The sequence below is a fragment of the Streptomyces mutabilis genome, assembly GCF_014649815.1.
Taxonomy (GTDB): Bacteria; Actinomycetota; Actinomycetes; order Streptomycetales; family Streptomycetaceae; genus Streptomyces; species Streptomyces mutabilis.
The window spans coordinates 1-17,676 of the sequence record NZ_BMTT01000036.1; the positions used below are offsets into that span (position 1 = coordinate 1).

A 17,676-nucleotide genomic window follows, 5' to 3' on the forward strand; every position below is an offset into this window, starting at 1 on the left:
GCACCGCCATGGCAGCAGCCCTGGTCATCTGGCTGCGAACTTGATCGACCGGACAAGTCCTAGTCGAGCATGCGCAGCGCGCTGTCCGGTCGGCAGTGCGGGCAGGCTTTGACTCCGTCTGCGAGGGCGCGCCGGGCCTGCTCCTGGTCTATGCCCGTGCTGCGCTTGCCCGCGTTCCAGCAGTCTCCGGCGTGGACGTAGACGGGCGGGCTGTGGCCGTTCAGGCCCCGCTCCAGGAGCCAGTCGGGCGGGGCAGGTTTCTCCTCGACGCCGCGTCGGCGTTCGGCCTCGCGCCGTTCTTCGTCGGTGATCCATCGGCGGGTGCGTTCCAGGTCGCGCAGCTGTACCCGCTCCAGGAAGCGGAGCAGCGTGAGCCGCGTAGGACCTGAATCGTTCACATGTTCTATTCTAGAGAGTGCTGCTGGTCATGCAGCAATCCAGGGGTGGGTGAAACGGAGAGGCACCCATGGAGCCCGCCGACCTGCTCGACTGGCTCGGCATCGAGCCCGACGGCCTGGAGGCGGCGCCGGCGCCGCCCGCACGGCGGGAGATTCTTGCCCGCGTCCAGGCGATGCCGCCGCGGGCCTGTGTGGTGTGCGGCGACCGGGCGGCCACGGTCCGCATCGTGTCCTTCCCGGCAGCAGGATGGCGCTGGGTGGATCTGTGCTGGGACCACGGGATGGCGGTCCGCCGGCGCTCCCGTCTTCCGGCGACGCTGGAGGGCATCGCCGCGGACCTGCGGGCGGCGGCCCGGGAAGCCAGCCTGCCGGGGGCGGAGCGGATTACGTTCTATTCTTCGTTCGAGGCGGCCGTTCGTGGCCGCCGGGACGACGAGGAACCCCGATGACCGCCCCTGTACCGCCCACCAGCGAACCGGACACATCCGCCCGCACGTGCCCCGGGGACCAGATCGGCCCCTGCTCCTCCTGCCGACGGCCGACCCACAAGTACGGTTCCGGGGCCCGCTCCCCGCTGTGCGAGTACTGCGACGCCAAGGCCGTCGAGCGGTGGGGCAGGAAGCTGCGCGCCGACTGACTGGTGCGGATGCCTGGCCTCCACCCCGCAAGAGGGATGATCCGGCCGATCTGGCAGATACATGCGGCCATCCTTGTACGACGCAGCCGCCTCGGAGGTGCGTGCTGGCTACAACCTCACCAGGGGATGTCTCTGCGGCTGGTGGGGGATTGTGTGCTGACGATCAATGTCGCTGTGCTGCTGGCCGTCATCATCGTCCTGCGGCTGCGCCGACGGACTCACGCGCGCAGCCGCAACGACGAGAAGCTGACCGTTCTGATCGTCCTGGTCTTCGGCATCCTCGTCGCACCGACCGCGTTCGGGCAGGGAGTGCTGGACTTCGTGGGGGAGCTGGTCTCCGGCATCAACGATTCCAGCCGCTGACCCCGGGCCTGCGCCGGTCGGCGCAATCCGCCGCGCGGCGCCCGCCGTCGTGGAAGGCATCGGCCGTGACCTGGACCCTGCCGGACCCGATGCTCACCACGCCCGTGGCCCGCCCCGACCTGCCCCCCGGAGCCGCCGGCGAACCTAAGTGGGACGGCTACCGAGCACAGCTCGCCCGCTACGCCGACGGGCGGGTGCTGCTGCGCTCACGGCAGGGCACCGACATGACCGCCGCGTTCCCCGAGATTGCCGACGCCGCGCTCGCGCAGCTGCCCGCCGACACCGGCGTGGACGGCGAGCTGGTGGTGTGGGAGGGCGAACGGCTGGCGTTCGAGCGGCTGCAGCAGCGTCTGGCCCGCCGCCGCGGCGCCGGCGCCCTGGCGGCCGCGCGCGCCTGGCCCGCACACCTGGTCGTGTTCGACGTCGTACGCCTGGAGGGCGCCGACCTCACCTCCTGGCCCTACGCCCGGCGCCGGGCCGCCCTGGAGACCCTGTTCGCGGACACGCCCCTGACCGCTCCGTTCACGCTGTGCCCCTCGACCACTGACCCCGCCACCGCGCGGGACTGGCTCACCTGGACCTCCGCCGGCCTGGAAGGGCTGTGCTTCAAGAAACTCTCGGAGCCGTACCGCGCGGGGGCCAGGGCGTGGGGCAAGTACAAGCTCCGTGTCACCACCGAGGCCATCGTCGGCGCCGTCACCGGCACGCCCGCCGCGCCTCGCACGCTGCTGCTCGGTCGCTACGACGGCACGGGCCGCCTGCGCTACACCGGCCGCACCGTCCCCCTCGCCCGCACCGCGACGGCCGCGCTCGCGGAAGCACTGGCGCCGGCCGTGGGCGAGCATCCGTGGGCGGGGCGGACGTTCACCGCCGGGTGGGGCAGCCGTGACGTCCTTGAGGTCACGCTCGTCGACCCGCAGCTGGTGGTGGAGGTCGCTGTGGACGTCGCCCGCGACGGGGCCGGCCGGTGGCGCCACCCGGTACGCCTTCACCGGGTTCGAGCGGAGATGCACCCGATGCAAGTTCCCGAGTTCGGAGGTCGGGACTGACCGTCAGGTGCTGCCGCTGTCCCAAGCGCACCTACTGGGGTTTCCTCATCAGGAGCTGACGGAGTGACCTGGAGCGGCGACGGGCTGGCGCAGGTCGAGGTAGCAGCGCAGCCGGACGCCTGGTTGTCCGGCCTCGCGTGTGGTGCGTTCCACCGACGTCGTCGCCCACCGGGCGGCCAGCGCCGTGTGGAAGGCGAACGCGGTCTCGTCGTCGGCTGCGGCGACGTCGACCACGACCAGGCCGGGCTCGGACACGTGCACATCGTTGATCGCTTCCATGACCGGCACGACGCCCCGGCTGTGGCCGGCAGTTCTCTTCCCGCTTCGCATTCACCCCTGCGGGTCCCCGGCAGGCCGGCACATGCCCGAGCGGCCAGAAACGCGATCACATTTCCTTCACTTGAACGTCACGTCGTGATCACGTCCGGTAGGCTCCGTGCGCTCCATTGGCACCACTGAGGGGGGATTCCTCATGCGCATCAGGCGCACTGTGACCGCTGCCGCGACCACGGCGGCCGTTGCCGCGCTCGGCCTGGCCGGGGCTGTTCCGGCGCAGGCAGCCGAGTACTCCTCGGCCCTGAAGATCAAGGGCGTGCAGTACGACGCTCCGGGCCGGGACTCCAACAAGTGCTCGGGCGGCAACACGAAGAACGAGTACCTGACGATCAAGAACTACTCGAAGACCGCGACGGTGAACCTGAAGGGCTACAAGGTCAAGGACGCCGCCGCTTTACCTTCACCAAGAACCACACCCTGCAGCCCGGCGACCAGGTGAGCCTGCGTGGCGGACGCGGCACCGACTCCGACGCGGGCAACGTCGCCTACCGCCAGAACTGCAACTTCATCTGGAACAACGACAAGGACACCATCTACTTCTACAAGCCCGGCGGCGCCCGCGCCGACGTCCACTCGTACACCAAGAAGGCCAACGACAAGGACGGCAACGGCTACATCACCTACCACGGCTGACCGAGCCGCCCGCTTGAAGAAGCCGGCCGCCGGGCGTCTGCCCGGCAGCCGGCTCCGATTCCCGCCCCCGCCGCCCGCGGCAAGAAGGACGCTATGCGGCGGGCTCGTAGCTCACTTGCTGCTCCGGGCAGCCGTCCGCCGCCTCCCGCAGCGCCGCCACCTCCGTCTCGTCCGCGCTCAGATTCCAGCGCAGCTTCGTGGCCACCCACTCGGCGACGTACCGGCAGTGCACCTCGGCGGCCGGCGGCAGCCACTGGGCCGGGTCCTGATCGGCCTTGGACCGGTTCGACCGTGCCGTGACCGCCACCAGCGACGCCTCCGCCCCCTGATCGTTTGCGTACGCCTCACGCCGCTCGGCCGTCCATGCCGATGCACCGCTGTCCCAGCTCTCCGCGAGCGGCACCATGTGGTCGATGGCCAGTCCGGAGGCCGAGGTCACCCATGTCTGGTCGTAGTAGGACCACCAGCGCCCGCCCGACAGCCGGCACCCGGGCCCCACCGTGGGCGGCTCGACGGCCTCGGCGAGGAGGACTTCGTTGCGGGTCGAGCAGCCGTCGGCCGGATCGTCCCCGCGGTTCCAGTGGCGGAAGGCGTCACGGTCGTAACCGTCGCGGGACTCGGCATCGACCGGCAGGCGCGTGACCGCTTCCGCGACAGGAAGCGTCTCGGCCGCATGGGCGGGCGTGGAGGCGACGACCGGCAGGACGGCGAGGGAGGCGGCGGCCAGACCGCGCAGTACAGAGGTGAGCATGAGCTGTTGATAGCGGCCGGGGGAGGGGCGCTATCGGCGGTTCACCGAGTGCGCCGCCCGTGTGAGTGCAATGGTCATACCGCCTCCCCTCGACGCGACCGTGGCTGCTCCGCGGAACGAGCCCGGCCCCCGGGACTCTGGCTGCGAAGGACAAGGACGCAGCTGGTCGAGCAACGAACGCCTGGCCCATGGCGGGCGGGTGGGGGCGACGAGCGGCCCAGGAAGTGCCCGGACGTGGGCCGCCCGTCACCGCAACTGCTCACCCCCTCGCGGTCGGGCACTCGTGGACGGATGCGTGCTCATGGCCGCGGGGCCGGCGGCATCCTCGTGTCACCGGGGTCGACGCCGATGGCATGGAGTCCTGCTCATCGAGGAAGAGGTCGGCGGGCGCAGCACGCCCCGTCCAGGCTGACGCCCGCACGGGACAGCACCGGAGTATGAAGACGACCCTCGAATGCGACGCCGGGTTCGAGTCAGCGGTCTTCAAGGGCGAGGCCTGGTCAGAAAAGTGGTACACCGTCGGGGTTGTCTCGGAGGTGGCTCTCGTCGGGAGGGCGCTGGGCTGCCCTGTCGCGGGTGTGTAGGTCGACGGCCGGCCGCTACCGACGGCTTCACCTGAACACTGGACGGCCGGCCCGAAGGGGGCGGACCGGCCGTCACTGTGCCCAGCTACGGGCGAACCTCATCCCGTTGTGGGCGGTTCCTGCTCGGCGGCATCGCCGCGTCCGACTGTGACAGCCCATGTGGTATTCGTCGGGGCCGTGACCTGGACGGTGCCGGCCTTGTGGGCGGCGGTCATGGCGAGCTGGTTGTAGGTCACGGCGGGCTCTGCCGTGCCGCACTCGAGCGGGAAGTCCGTGCCCAGCACGGGTACCGATATCTTGACGGTGCCCATACCGAGGCAGCTGACCGCGACGATGAGTGCCTTGCCCTGGGCGCCGGCGTCATAGGAGAAGCTCGCGTTGCCGCGGGTTTCGCCGTGCTGGCCGGCGATGACCTCTCCGGCTGCGGGATCGAGCTTTGGTGGCGTCAGCGTGGCGCCGCGGCCGCTGGTCGGCGGGCCCGGCATCGTCTTGGATGGCGTCCCCTTGGGAGCGCCGTCCGTCTCGTTGCCCGAGCTGCAGCCTCCTGCCGCAAGAGTCAACAGCAGGAGAAGCGGCACGGCCGTCCGGAGCCGGTTTGTCACTTGGTCTCCCACAGCACCCAGCCTGTCCGGCGGGGTGTGTACACGGTTACATTTTTCTTCACGCCTTTGGTGCAGTTGGCGTACACGTACTGGTTGTAGCCGTAGGACTACTTGAGCCGGTACACCCCGTAGCGTGCGTGCGTGGTCCGCTTCGACGGAGTGTCGACGGCGATGGTGTTGCCCAGTTTTGCCGTAAGCTCCACGGCCACGTTGACGCTGAACTTGCCCTCGATCTCGGCGACCACGACCGAGGCCCCGACCTTCAGTTCGCCGGTGTAGGCGATGCCGACCTTGCCGGTCACCTCGGAGGTGAAGGTCGACTTCGCGGTGCGCGAGGTGCCGTTGTAGTTGGCCTGCTCGGCGCCGACACCTTTGTGATAGTCCTTGCTCTTGCTGGTGGGGGTGTACCGGTAGCCCGGTTCGCAGGGCCTCGCGTCCAGAGTGGCGCTCGGCTTGGACGTTGGCAGGTCGATTTCGTCGTCCTCCGCGGAGGGATCCGGCGCGGGCGATGACGTCGGCGCCGGGGCCTCACCGGTGGGAGCGCCTTCGATTAGGTCGGTCTCCTCCGGCACCGGCGGCGGAGCGGTGTCGACGACGATGCTGTCTGTGGCCGTCGGTGACGGCTCCTCAGCGACTGCGGTTCCGCCGGTGGTCAGTCCGGCAACAGCAGTCAGGCAGGTAAGGGCCAGCACTTTTCTAGATATGCGGGCTCTGCTCATGAAGCCACCAAATTCTGGTGGATCGCCCCCGTGGCGATCGAGTGACCCGAACACTAGGCGTAGCAGCACGTGCACAACCAGCACAGTGGGTCTTCTCTGAGCATGATTTGAGCAAGAGGTACTCCAGTGTGACCGCGAGCTGGTGGCTTACGCGGACACCGGCAGTGGCCCGGGCGGTGGAGAGCTGCGCTGTCGGGCGTACGTAAAGACAGTGCTCGCTCACCAGAGGCTGCTGGGATGATCAGGCGCATGAGGGGCTGGCGAGGCCGAGGTAGCAGCGCAGCCAGACGTCCGGTTGTCGGCCTAATGTGTGATGTGTTCCATCGACGTCGTCGCCCTCTGGCCCCTGGGCGCACGGGGTCAGTGGCTGGTCCATGGGGTGACGCCGGGGATGGGGACGGCGAGGGCGCGGCGGGGGGTGGGGGTGCGCAGTGGTGGGGCGAGGGCGCTGCTGAAGGCGGTGAGGAGTTCCTCGGCGCGGTGGCCGGGCGGCGCGGGTGTGCTTTTCGCGGGTGCGGCCGGGGACGGTGGGGGAGGGGTGGTGCGGGCGGTCTCGGCTTGCCAGAGGGGGAGGAAGTAAGAGGGTTCTCCGTCCAGGACCTGGATGAGGCGTTGGACGTCTTCCCAGTCGGCGGTGGCGGTGCCGGCGAGGAGGGCGGTGACGTGGTGCTGGTCGAGGGTGTGGCCGCTGGTGATGGCGATGGCCCAGGGGGCGGGGCTGCCGGCGCGCTGGTGCAAAAAGCGCAGGGCGGCGGCGAGGGAGGCGGGGCGTGGCGGGCTGTCGCGGCGTGCTGCCGAGGCTTCCCAGACCTGGCGCAGGACGTCGGGGTCCGCGCCGCAGGCGCGGGCTATCGCGGCGACGTTCTTCCAGGAGGGGAAGCGTTCTCCGATCATCACGCGGGAGAGGAAGGAGGCGGACAGGTTGCTGCGGGCGGCCAGCGCGCGCAGGCTCAGCCCCGAGGCGCGCTGGAGGCTGCTGAGGACGGTGGCCAGGTCCTTGGCACCGATGTCGGACGCACGTGCCCCGGGGGCGGCGGAGGCAGCGCCCCGAGCGGTGGGGGAGGCAGGTCCGGTGTCCTCGCCGTCCGCCGCGGGACGGCGGGCGGGCGCGCTGCCCGGTGGCGGGGTGGCCGGCGGCCTGGAAGGTCTGAGCGGCTGCTGCGTACCGGCGGTACGGCGGGGCGGGGACCACTTCTTGCGGACGGCGTCCTTGTTCATGCCCAGGGGCGCGGCGATCTGCTCCCAGGAGGCGCCCCGCAGTTTCGTGCGGGCCACCATGTCCGGGGCCAGGCGCTCGGACAGGACCTGCAGGTGGACCATGGGCGCCAGCAACTCCTGGGCAGGCACATCCGGTTGTTCGAGTGCGAGGAGAAGGTCCCGCGCGGTGCGGGTGATCTCCTGGAGCCGGAACCGTAAGGCCTGGTCGAACTGCTCAGTGTCGGGCGGAGCCGCGGCCGCCTGCCGCTGCCGGTACGCGGCCTGACGGCACCGGGTGGAGCAGTACTCGCCCGGACGGCCGGTGGCCTGAAAACGACGCGGCTTGCCGCACTGCATGCACGTGGGACGCGAGAACGTGTTCCCCATCGCGGAAATATCTCCCTTTTCGGTGAATCTCCCGGGCGACGAAATGGGGATCGCCGCCCGGGAAGCGTGACGTAGAGCGGTGCCCATGCGTCCGTTTCGTCGAAAACAAACGGCATGGTCACGACAGAAGGCGGCCGCCGGCCGCCTCTGCGGCGGTCAGGACATCCAGCGCTCGCCACGCCGTGTCCACCACGCCAAGACCGCCCACACCACTACCGAGACCAGCACCGTTGCCAGTGCCGCGACGTCGGGAGAGTCGGGGATGAAGACCAGGGAAGGCATCGCGCCGACAGCGCCGGCACGCTGCGGCGGGGAGGTGTTGTCAGGCGTTGCCTCAGTGTTGCCGGGCGTGTCGCCACTGACACCCGCTTTGTTATGGTCATGCGCGGGCCGACGCCACAGGCGTTTGATCCCGCGCTCGACGGGGGGATTCAGGCATAAGGCTTCTCCTAGATCGAGTAGCTGTGGAGCGCGAACCCGGGTCCTGGAAAGCGCGGGTTCGCGCTCCGTGACAGTAGTGACACCCTCTGCCTAGCGCCATTCGGTCAAATGCCCCCATCTGCAGCACGATTGGGGACCGATCGGACACTTTCGTCGGGGATGCGCGGGTAAACAGCCTGGTTTTCGCACCTTTTTCCGAAGACCGACCTCGCGCGATCAACGATCTTGGTATCTACCGACGGCAGGCCAAGATGCATATATGCAGGTCGTAACCTGCTCGTGAGCCTCCGGACTCGCCCGAGTTCCCCGGCCAACCCGGACCCCTGGGTCCCCCTCGCCTGACCTCAGGAGGCCGGTGCAGCCCGTTTGCTCCTTGGCCGGCCTGCTGGCCTGGCTCGCCGCCCGGCCCGGGCGGGGCCAGGCTGGAGGGGCGAGCAGTGCGCCGATCGTCGTGCACCGTCCGTCCCGTACGGGCGGGCGGGCCGACGGGTCACGGTGCACCGTCACGGACGGAGCGAGATTTTCGGCACCGCGTACAGCGACCACGACCTGGCCGTGTTCCTCGAAGGCGCCGGCATTGCCGAATCCGAGGCGGTCCTGGACCAGCCGAAGTGGAGGGAGTGGCGCGAGGACTTCGGCGACTACCGCGGCATCGGAACACCCCCGCGTCAGCGGGGAGGACGACCACACGTCCTCGAACGCGGTCGCGCACAGTGGAACACCCCCGCGTCGGCGGGGAGGACCGCTGCCCGGCCGCCATCAGGCCGTCGATCGCCGGGACACCCCCGCGGATGCGGGGGTGCTCCGTGGGGTAAGGCGCGGGCGGGTGCGCTGCTGCTGTCTTCCTCGCTTGCGGGCGCATCTGTTCCGCAACCTTCTTACGCCACCACAATGCGGTGGCTATGCTGCAACCATGTCTGTCACCACGATGACCCTTCGCGTTCCGGACGACGTCGCTCCCTCGATCCGGGCTGCCGCGTCCGAGGCCGGTCTGAGCGTGAACGCGTACGTCGTGCGCGCCGCCCGTCGCGCCGCCACCCTCGACGCCGCGAAGCAGCTGGCTACGCTCGGCCTCGGCGACGACCTGGCGGGCGAGGGCGACACCCTGTGAACCGTGGGGAAATCTGGTCGCTCCCTGACGGCCGCAACGTCCTGATCATCAGCCTGACCGGCCTGGAAGAGGCCTACGGCGCGGTCCTCGTGATCGTGCTGCACGACAGCGGCCGCTACCCCGACACCGCTATGTCCGTCGTCATCGGCGACCCGCTCCCGTGCACCGCAGTCGCTGTCAACATCGCGCAACTGCGTGTCGACCGGTTCGACGGCGCCAAGCTCCTCGGCCCCGTCGACGCCGCGGCGATGGCCCGCGTGGACGCCGCCCTGCGCGCCGTCCAGGACCTGTAGCCACTCGCGCAGCCCCGGCCCTGCTCCAGCAGTGGGCCGGGGCTCTCGCATGTCGGCGAAGACGCCGCGCGGGTTGGCTTTGTACGCGAGAACGGGAGCCCTGTCGCGGACTCCGCCTACCCTCACATTTCCCGGCACCGCAAAGGACCGCTCATGACGAAACTCCGCCCCCACCAGCGTGAGGCTGTCGACGCCGTACGGGCCGCCCTTGAGGTGCCTGCGGCCGGTACCGTCCTCGAGCGTGGGCTGCGCACGCAGGTCGTCATGGCGACCGGCTCGGGCAAGACCCTGGTGGCCGCGCAGAGCGCGCACGAACTGCGGGCGGGCCGCGTGCTGGTGCTGGTGCCCTCGCTGGACCTGCTGGCGCAGACAGAGGCGGCCTGGCGCGAGGCCGGCCGCACCGGCCCGATGATCGGCGTCTCCTCGCTGCGCGGCGAGAACGCGGCCTTCCCCAGCACCACCGACGTGCGGGAGCTGACCGCGTGGGTGCGGCCGTTCGACAAGGTCACCGTCTTCGCCACCTACGCCTCCCTGGGACTGGTGTCGTGGTTCGTTCTTTCTGATCGGTGGCCGGAGGGTTGAGCTGGGCTGATCAGTTGGCTGGTTGGGTTCGGCGGTGTGGTGGGTGCTGGCGGGGTGTGTGGCGTTGCTTGCGGGCCGGGCCTGGGCGGGCTTGTGAGCTGCGGCTTTCCTGCTCTGGATTGGTCTCGTGGGTGTTGATCAGTTCTGTTGGCTGGTCGGTCAGGATTGCTGGGCGGCTGTTATAGCGGCATAGGGGTGTGGGGCCGTGGATGCCGATGGTGGTCATGAGGTGTTGTTGGTGGGGGTGGAGCTGAGTCCAGGCGCGCTGCTGGGTGCGGATCCATTTGATGGTCTGGTTGGGGAAGGGTTGGCCGGCACTGTGGTGGGTGTGGGCTTGGTGCCAGCTGTGGTTCCAGGTGACCCGCCAGGGAGGGTTCCACCACGGGTCGAGCGCGGTGAGCTGTGTGTCGTGAAGCCAGGGGTTCCCGGTTCGTTTCAGGTGGTCGTGGGCGGCTCGGCGTTGTTTGTACAGCCACCATCCAAGGGGGAAGCCATCGTGTTCGGTGCGGTAACCGGCTGAGGTGAGGTTGCCGTGCTGGGCGGCCCAGGCCCGGGCGTAGGGCAGGCCGGCGTTGAGGGATGAGGGCGGGTTCTTCAGGCGGGGGCGGACAGAGCAGGGCGGTTGAGAAGGCTTCGGTGGTGGGGCCAAGGCGTGGGCGTGTTCGCCGGTGAGGCCGATCTCGGCGAGCAGCTGTTGCTGCCCGGGGTGGAGGCTGTCGTAACTGGAGCACTGGGTGAACAGCCATTTCGCTGTCACCGACGGGAGTGTGTCGAGGTCGGCCGTGGTCGCCAGGCAGCGGCCGGTGGTGTGGGCGCGTGCGGTGTGCAGGGCTTGCTGCCAGCGCATTGGCCAGGGTGGGTTCCACCAAGGGTCCAGTGCCGCCAGGGCCTGCGCGCGGTCGTCCGGGAGCCGTCCGCGGGCGGCGCGTTTGCGCTGGTGGACGAGCCATCTGCCCAGCGGGTAGCCGTCGTGGAGAGTGTCTGCGGTGACTGTGAGGTGGCCGTGCTGGCCAGCCCATGACGTGGCGTGGACCAGGCCGACGGCGAAGGCCGTGGCCTGGGGGATGCGGCGGGGCTGGGCGGTGCGGGCGCCTTCGGCAGTGAGGCCGAGATCGGCGAGTAGTTGCCGCTGGCGGGGGTGGAGCTCGTCGTAGACGGCGCACTGGTTGTACAGCCACTGCCCGGTCCAGTCCGGTGTGCCGGGGAAGCCCTCCTCGGGGGCGAGGTTTTGGCCGAGGGTGAGTTGTGTGCGGGCGGCTTGGTAGCGGCGTTGCCATTTCATGCCCCAGGGCGGGTTCCAGTACGGGTCGCTAGGGGCGAGGTGCTCCTCGTGCGGCCAGGGGGTGTCGAAGAGGTCGCGGTGGAGGTTGGCTTGATGCCGTTGTCTGGCGAGCCAGCGGCCGAGGGGGAAGCCGCCGTGGCGAACGGTGCGGGGCAGGTCGAGGGTGCCGTGCTCGGCTGCCCAGGCCCGGGCGTAGTGCAGCCCTGTCTCCATCGCGGGATGCCGGGTGGCCGGGTTGGGCACGGCGCTGCCCGCTACGGGTTCAGTGATGCCGAGCAGAGCCATGAGTTCCTGCTGGCCGGGTCGGAGCACGGTGAAGGTGACGCACTGGGCATACAGCCACTGACCGGTGCGGTCGTCGAAGTTACGGAATCCGGCTTCGGGGTCTGGGAGAGCGCCAGCCGTGACAGCGGCGTGAGCATGGTGGTGCTCGCGCTGCCAGTCGGTGGGCCAGGGCGGGTTCCACCAGGGGTCGATGTCGGTCAGCGTCCGGTTCAGTACCGAGTCGAGCTGGCCGCGCCGGGCACGTACCCGTTGACTGTGCAGCCACTTGCCGACCGTGAAGCCGCCCTGGCTGGCTGAGGTGGGGGCGCACAGGTGGCCGTGCTGGGCGGCGTAGGCGCGGGCGTGATCCAGCGCGGTGTGGCGGACAGCTTTGATGTCCTTGCGCCGAGGCTTTGCTGCGCGTGCTCGCTCCGGTGTGATGCCGATGTCGGTGAGGAGGCGTTGCTGCTGCGGATGGAGCTGGTGGTAGTCGGCGCACTGGTCATACAGCCACTCTCCAAGACCCTCAGGTGTGTCGGGGAATCCGAGGTCGGGAGCCAGGGGCTGTCCTGCTCGGACGTGTGCTTGAGCACGGTGGTAGATGCGCTGCCACCACAGGTTCCAGGGCGGGTTCCACCACGGGTCGAGGGCGTCGAGGGCGGCGGCGCGTTCGGGAGCGAGTTCGGGTCCTGCGGCGCGCTGGTTGGCGAGCCACAGGCCGACGGCGAAACCTTCCATCTGCACTGTGTTGGGCGCGCACAGGTGGCCGTGCTCGGCGGCGTAGGTACGAGCATGGCGCAGCCCACGCGCGAACCCCCGGGCCGCGTCTTCGGCGCTGTCTGGGAGCGACGCGGGCTCGCGCTGCACGGGTGTCTCGCCCCGGTCACTGCTTTCCGCCAGGAGATGGGAAACCAGGGTGGGCCGGTGTGGCGGGGAGATGCGCCACATGTTCCGCGTCTTCGGTCTGTGCCCGGCTTGGCTGCGGACGCAGGCGCGCACCCAGGCGTTCAGCGGCCCTGTCGTGACCGCAGCGAGGCGGCCGGCGATCCACGGCCGCTCAAGACGCCGGGCCAGTTCGCCGATGAACCGCGGGACGTCGGCGAGCGAGTGCGGTTGATGCCGGCCCGCCTCGTCGAGCAGCTGCTGCTGCACCCCCGCATCGGCCAGGGCCGTGGCCAGCATGACGGCTTCCGGATAGGTCACCGCATCCCGCGCCGCTGCGCGCCAGGCGAGGCCGCCTGCGTGAGTCATCAGCCGCAGCCGGTCGGGCCAGAGGGTCTCTTCCGGCCAGGCCTTGTCCCACCACGACGCTGTAACCGCCTGCGCCACGGCGAACGCTTCGCCGGCGTGCGGGCTGCGCCGCAGCAGCCTTGCGTGACGGCGCTGGGCCGCTGCGATCTGCGGCACACACCGCACGTCCAGCTGCCCGGGGCCCGCCGTCGTTTCGTCGATGACGGGGGCTTCGAGCATCCAGCACTGGTGCTTGACGCAGACCCGTGCGTGCGGCTGGAGGTAGCAGCGTGCCTGTTCCCGGCCTCGTGTGGCGGTCGCGGTGCAGGCCCGGCATCCGGGGCCGGTCGGCGGGATCGTGGCTGCGGTGCGGACCCAGGCGGCCGGCCCGATCCCCAGTCTGCTCGAGGGAACCTCCCGGTCCCAGGCCGGTAGGGCATGGCGCAGGTGTTCTTCGGGCATGCGGCAGAAGGCGGCGACCACCGCCCGGGCCTCGGCGTTGAAGACGACTTCACCGTCGGGCCGCACGGTGAAGAGGTTGGGACGCCGTCCCACGTCCACGAGTGCGCCGATGAGTTCTCTGGCCGTGAGCCGGTAGCGGGAGGCGACTCGGCTCATGTAGGACAGCGTCGTCTCACCGTGCAGCGGCGCTACCCGCACCGCACCCAAAGCCCCTGCGTGCCCGGAGAGCTCGGGCTGATCGGGCTGTAGTGGCTGCGTCTGCTGCCCGCTGGTGGTCTTCGTCACCGCCGCTCCAACCTGTCAGGATCCCGCGCTGTGGCTGCGCGGACGAGGGAGGCGTTTTCGGGGCGGGCGGGCTTGCTGTTCGGCACGGATGTCGAGCTGGATGCCGGCCAGGAGCTTCTTGGTGATCTTCTCGCTGCCGTCGAGCAGGGCAGTTAGGGCGGCTTCGCGGATGAGGTGGGAGAGGCTGCCCATGACGCCGCCGGTGCGCTGGTGGAGGTAGTCGGCGTGCCGCGCCAGGGTGTGCGGGGTGTGGTGGCGCAGGCGCAGGGCTTGCTCCATGTCGGTGACCAGAGAACGCCAGATCTCGCGCTGCTCGTCGGTGGCGCAGGGCAGCGCGGTGTTGCGGATCAGGGTGAAGCGGCCGGCGAGTTGGGCGCCGCGCGGCCCGGTCAGCAGGGGAGAGGCTTCGACGTCGACGCCGGCGTAGACGAAGGTGGCGGGGATGCGCTCGCCGAGGTGTTTCATCTGGTCGGAGGTCTCCGCGCCGGACCGGGTGCGGGTGTCGAGCAGGTGGACGTCGTCCACGAGGACCAGCTTCGTCTCCAGCAGGCACAGCAGGTGGCAGACGGCGTCGGTGATCTGCGCCTGGTTCATGCGGGTGGCGATGGGGATGCCGAGGAACCGGGCGAATTCGCTGACCAGCATCTTGGGTGTGGAGGCCGGTGGCACGGCCAGGAAGACCACAGGCAGGCGGTCCGTGCCGCCGGGGTGCCGGCGCTGCTCGGCGAGTTCGAAGGTGCGGCCCATTTCCAGCAGGGTGGTGGTCTTGCCGGTGGTGGGCGGCCCGGAGATGATCAGGCCGCGCCGTGCGGTGCCCTGCTGACGGCGGTTGAGAAGCATCAGGCGCCGCAGCGACAGAGAGATGCGCTCCATAGCCGGAGTGGTCAGCACCACGAACCGGGAGTGGTAGTCCAGCCGTTCCTCCAGCGACCAGTCCTCATCCGTAGCCGGATGGGGCTGCAGCGGGGGAGTGGCGACGAACTGCTGCCAGCCGTCCCGCGTGGTCGGCGGCGCGTACGCAGCGGCCCTCGCTTCGTCGTGAAGGGTGCTATCGGCAGGGGCGTCTGTCACCACTGTGCTGCTTCCTGGTAGGCGTCATAGATCCGGGACGGGCGGGGAACTTGAGCGGAGGAGTCCGGACGTTCGCCTCCGGCAGGCTCATCGGCGTCAGCGGGGCCGGGCAGGTCGTCGTCCTCGTCCCAGCCGTCCTCGAACCCTGTCTCCCCTTGCTGATCCTCTTCTTCCAGCGGCGTGAAGGCACCCACCAGGCCGTAGGAGAGGGTCGGAGCCGCCACAGGGTCCGGGGCCGCCTGCGGCACGGCCGGTCGGGCCAGGGACGCTGCGGCGCTGGCGCGCGCCGCCACCGTCTGCTCGCGGCGAGTCCCGGCACCGTTGCCCGCACGCCGCAGGAGGCGGTCCAGGGCCTGGGCGAGCTGCCGCTCATGCTCGATGCGGTCGCCGCGGCGCTCGACTGCGGCACGGACGTGCTGCCAGGTGAAGTCGGTGAAGGGCAGGCTGACACAGCCGCGGTGGATCCACGGCACCTCTTCCCACCCGGTGGGCAGCCGCACCCAGATCTGATTGGGGTCGTAGGGGTTGTGGTGCACCTCCCACCTGCCGTCCGGCGCGCCCGACCGGTCCCCGCGGTGCGGATTGAGGACCTTGTGGTCGTAGGTGCGGTAGTCGAAGCGGATGCCGTAGTCGTTGATGGCCACCCGCTTGATGGGCATGAGCTCGATGTAGTCGTCCGCGCTCAGCGGCACCGGAACATAGCCGGTGACTCCTACGAGCGCGCTCCACATCTCGTTCGGCGACAGGGCGAGCTTCGGCGCCAGCGGGTGGCGCAGCGACGTGTGGGGGCGGTGCTGCCAGTCGGTGACCAGCCACTCATCCAGCAGGTCCTGCACCTGCGCAAGCGTCCAGCACGCCTCGTCCTCAACGCGCGTGCCGCGCCGGGTCACATCCGAGCCGCAGTAGCCGGCCACGTACTGGGAGAACCGATCCCCGATGGTGCGGAACGTCCGCTCCACATGGCCCTTGGCCGGTCCGTTGGCCGGCGGAGCTGGCTGAACGGACACCCCCAGGCTCTCGCACGCGGCAATGAAGGAATGGGAGACAAATACCGCACCTTGGTCGACCACCACCGTCTCCGGCATGATCACCGGCCGGGCTGCTGCCCCTTCCAGCCGCGCATCCAACGACACCAGCCGCTCGTAGGGGATGACCGACCGGGACATCGCCAGCGCCGTCTCCCACCCCGGGCGCATCCGCATGGGCGTGACCATCTGCGCCAGCAACACCGCCGCATCCACCGACCTTGTGCCCACCGGACGTACCACCGCGGCACAGATACTGCGCGTTGCCACGTCCAACCCGATCGACAGCTCAACCGAGCCCGTCACCCCGTCGGCGAGTACCCCCAGCACGTCCAACGGCGTACTGTCCAGCATCACCAGCTCACCCGGCCGCAGCGCCACGGTCGGGGTGAACGGAGGGGCCGGCCGCGACGTGCGACGCCGCTGCTGCGCCGCCGACCCCAGAAACCCATGGCCATCAGCGAGCGCGTGCACCAGCCGGTTGAACGTCGTCACCGGCGGCACCTCCACCACGCCCGGACCATGGGTTTCCTCCAGAACCCACCCGACCATGCGCCGCAGCCGGCTCAGCGTGCCACTGGAGCGATCCCGCTGCGCCTCCAGGACCTGAATGATCGCAGCGACCACACGCTCATCGGCTCGTCCCACCGCAGAACCCCTGCGTGCCGTGCGCTGGTCGACCAGCCCCCACAGCCCCTTCTCGCGGTAACGGGCCCGCATCCGCCGCACGGTCACCGCGCTCGTCGGCTGCCCCGCCGCGGTCAACTCCGCAGCCTTGGCCTCCTCCCGTTCCGCCGCAGTCCGCTGCTCCGGATCGAACTCCGCCCGCGACACACCGCCCTGCCCCGGCACAGGAAGGCCGGTCTCCACCTCGCGCACGTGCCGTTCCCAGGCCTCAGCACGCTCGCGTGCCTGCACCGGTAGTTCCTCCAGGAGTCCGAACGGAGGCACCTGGCGGCGGGGCGCTCCTATGAGTTCGAAGTCAGGAGCAGCGAACAGATAGTTCACCAGCACCGTTGCCGGGGAGTTGTCCGAGTCGACCAGCCGGGCACGGGCCCCTTCGAGCATCACCACCGTCCAGGTGCGGTCCTCGAACCGCACCTGGCTCCCCACCTCGAGTACTGCCGCCTTCACGCAGACGTCCACTCGCCCGGGCCTGCTGTCACGGTCACTCGCTCATGCAAGGGCTCGTTGAGCGGGGCTGACAGCGCCCCGGTCCATAGGGCGTGGAAGAGAGCGGGGAGAACCCTGATGGTGTCCCCGAGGTCCCGCGCTCCTTCGATCAGCGGCCGAGGACAGGCAAAGACCTGCACCGCCCCCTCCATGAGCGTGGCGTCCCGGTGGCGGGGGTGGCGGTAGCCGGCCAGCCAGCCCAGGTTGGCAGCGACAACCGGTTCGGGAGGCGAGGCGACCCTGTACTGCCATCCCACGGCACGTGCCGCCGCTGCCATGACGTCGGCGCGGTGCGCGAGCCGGGGAGAAATCTCCCCTCGTCCGGCACAGTCGAGCAGCAGACCGCCGCCGTCACTGAACCGCGCCATCAGATGCGGCGCATGCGATACCACGATCCCCTCAGATTCCCGCCAGGACAGCTCTACAGGCCGACATGCCATCGTCATGACCGAAGAATCACGGTCCAGCAGCATCACCTGGGTGCGCATGACACCAGACCCGTAGTGCACCAGCCGCCCGGTCGTTGCCGACCACCACCAACCCGGCGCAAAACGACGGCCAGGACGCACGGGAAAGGGCCGCACCGGGCCACAGTCCTCCAAAGCGACACCCCGTGCGACGTCTCGCCAGCGCATCAGCCGGTCACCGCCCGCGGGATCAACGAAGCGCGCCATCAGGTGATCGCCGGCTCCGTCCGCGAACTCTCCGCTTGCCCTGCAGCCTTGTCGCCTCACGTCTGACAGCCAAATGCATGCCGGGCGGCCAGGTGTGTGATCCGGCTGCTCCCGCCCCGAACGGGTG

Annotated in this window: 17 protein-coding genes and 1 pseudogene; 8 read left to right on the top strand and 10 right to left on the bottom strand. The window is 69.9% G+C overall.

What is annotated here, in order from left to right; translation table 11 throughout:
* Nucleotides 1–59: 59 nt before the first annotated feature.
* Nucleotides 60–398: a DUF6233 domain-containing protein gene (locus tag IE142_RS33475; protein WP_191889217.1), complete on the bottom strand. Its 339-nt coding sequence runs from the start codon at nt 396–398 to the stop codon at nt 60–62.
* Nucleotides 399–466: 68 nt separating this feature from the next.
* On the opposite strand from IE142_RS33475, the gene IE142_RS33480 reads away from it, so the two are divergent.
* From IE142_RS33480 to IE142_RS33495, 4 genes are all read left to right on the top strand, one after another.
* Nucleotides 467–847, top strand: a complete 381-nt coding sequence (locus tag IE142_RS33480; RefSeq protein ID WP_191889218.1) for a hypothetical protein — start codon at nt 467–469, stop codon at nt 845–847.
* A complete protein-coding gene (locus tag IE142_RS33485; RefSeq protein ID WP_078855160.1) occupies nt 844–1,035 on the top strand; it encodes a hypothetical protein in 192 nt (63 codons plus the stop codon). The genes IE142_RS33480 and IE142_RS33485 overlap by 4 nt, the downstream gene beginning before the upstream one ends.
* 153 nt (nt 1,036–1,188) lie before the next feature.
* A complete protein-coding gene (locus IE142_RS33490; protein WP_229831136.1) occupies nt 1,189–1,398 on the top strand; it encodes a hypothetical protein in 210 nt (69 codons plus the stop codon).
* Between the two features lie 65 nt (nt 1,399–1,463).
* On the top strand, nt 1,464–2,447 hold the full coding sequence (locus IE142_RS33495) for an ATP-dependent DNA ligase (protein ID WP_191889220.1): 984 nt from the start codon (nt 1,464–1,466) through the stop codon (nt 2,445–2,447).
* A gap of 48 nt (nt 2,448–2,495) precedes the next feature.
* Here IE142_RS33495 and IE142_RS33500 read toward each other — a convergent pair whose 3' ends face one another.
* Nucleotides 2,496–2,726, bottom strand: coding sequence for a DUF6207 family protein (locus IE142_RS33500; protein WP_191889221.1), 231 nt, complete (start codon nt 2,724–2,726; stop codon nt 2,496–2,498).
* Nucleotides 2,727–2,919: 193 nt separating this feature from the next.
* Between IE142_RS33500 and IE142_RS33505 the strand changes: the two are divergent.
* Nucleotides 2,920–3,416, top strand: a pseudogene (locus IE142_RS33505) (lamin tail domain-containing protein).
* A 91-nt stretch (nt 3,417–3,507) separates the two neighbouring features.
* Here the strand turns inward: IE142_RS33505 and IE142_RS33510 are convergent.
* The 4 genes from IE142_RS33510 to IE142_RS33525 form a co-directional block, all read right to left on the bottom strand.
* On the bottom strand, nt 3,508–4,167 hold the full coding sequence (locus tag IE142_RS33510; protein WP_191889222.1) for an HNH endonuclease family protein: 660 nt from the start codon (nt 4,165–4,167) through the stop codon (nt 3,508–3,510).
* 682 nt (nt 4,168–4,849) lie between these two features.
* Entirely contained in the window at nt 4,850–5,353 is a 504-nt protein-coding gene (locus IE142_RS37160) for a hypothetical protein (protein WP_229831139.1), read from the bottom strand.
* 107 nt (nt 5,354–5,460) lie between these two features.
* Complete coding sequence (locus IE142_RS33520) at nt 5,461–6,072, bottom strand: superantigen-like protein SSL4 (protein WP_191889223.1); 612 nt, start codon at nt 6,070–6,072, stop codon at nt 5,461–5,463.
* 360 nt (nt 6,073–6,432) lie between these two features.
* Nucleotides 6,433–7,656 (bottom strand): helix-turn-helix domain-containing protein, encoded by a 1,224-nt coding sequence (locus tag IE142_RS33525; protein WP_191889224.1) that lies wholly within the window; start codon nt 7,654–7,656, stop codon nt 6,433–6,435.
* A gap of 1,354 nt (nt 7,657–9,010) precedes the next feature.
* Between IE142_RS33525 and IE142_RS33530 the strand changes: the two genes are divergently transcribed.
* From IE142_RS33530 to IE142_RS33540, 3 genes are all read left to right on the top strand, one after another.
* A complete protein-coding gene (locus IE142_RS33530; RefSeq protein ID WP_229831141.1) occupies nt 9,011–9,208 on the top strand; it encodes a toxin-antitoxin system HicB family antitoxin in 198 nt (65 codons plus the stop codon).
* Complete coding sequence (locus tag IE142_RS33535; protein WP_191889225.1) at nt 9,205–9,501, top strand: hypothetical protein; 297 nt, start codon at nt 9,205–9,207, stop codon at nt 9,499–9,501. The genes IE142_RS33530 and IE142_RS33535 overlap by 4 nt, the downstream gene beginning before the upstream one ends.
* A 153-nt stretch (nt 9,502–9,654) precedes the next feature.
* Entirely contained in the window at nt 9,655–10,083 is a 429-nt protein-coding gene (locus IE142_RS33540) for a DEAD/DEAH box helicase family protein (RefSeq protein ID WP_381788535.1), read from the top strand.
* Between the two features lie 10 nt (nt 10,084–10,093).
* Here the strand turns inward: IE142_RS33540 and IE142_RS33545 are convergent, their stop codons facing one another.
* The 4 genes from IE142_RS33545 to IE142_RS33560 are packed head-to-tail and all read right to left on the bottom strand — an operon-like array spanning nt 10,094 to nt 17,549.
* Nucleotides 10,094–13,606 carry a helicase associated domain-containing protein gene (locus IE142_RS33545; RefSeq protein WP_191889226.1) on the bottom strand — a complete coding sequence of 1,171 codons (3,513 nt, stop codon included), beginning with the start codon at nt 13,604–13,606 and terminating at the stop codon, nt 10,094–10,096.
* Between the two features lie 15 nt (nt 13,607–13,621).
* Nucleotides 13,622–14,680: a TniB family NTP-binding protein gene (locus tag IE142_RS33550; protein WP_191889227.1), complete on the bottom strand. Its 1,059-nt coding sequence runs from the start codon at nt 14,678–14,680 to the stop codon at nt 13,622–13,624.
* Nucleotides 14,674–16,836 (bottom strand): TnsB C-terminal domain-containing protein, encoded by a 2,163-nt coding sequence (locus tag IE142_RS33555; RefSeq protein WP_229831142.1) that lies wholly within the window; start codon nt 16,834–16,836, stop codon nt 14,674–14,676. Before IE142_RS33555 ends, IE142_RS33550 begins: the two co-directional genes overlap by 7 nt.
* Entirely contained in the window at nt 16,833–17,549 is a 717-nt protein-coding gene (locus tag IE142_RS33560) for a TnsA-like heteromeric transposase endonuclease subunit (protein WP_191889229.1), read from the bottom strand. The genes IE142_RS33555 and IE142_RS33560 overlap by 4 nt, the downstream gene beginning before the upstream one ends.
* Nucleotides 17,550–17,676 lie beyond the last annotated feature (127 nt).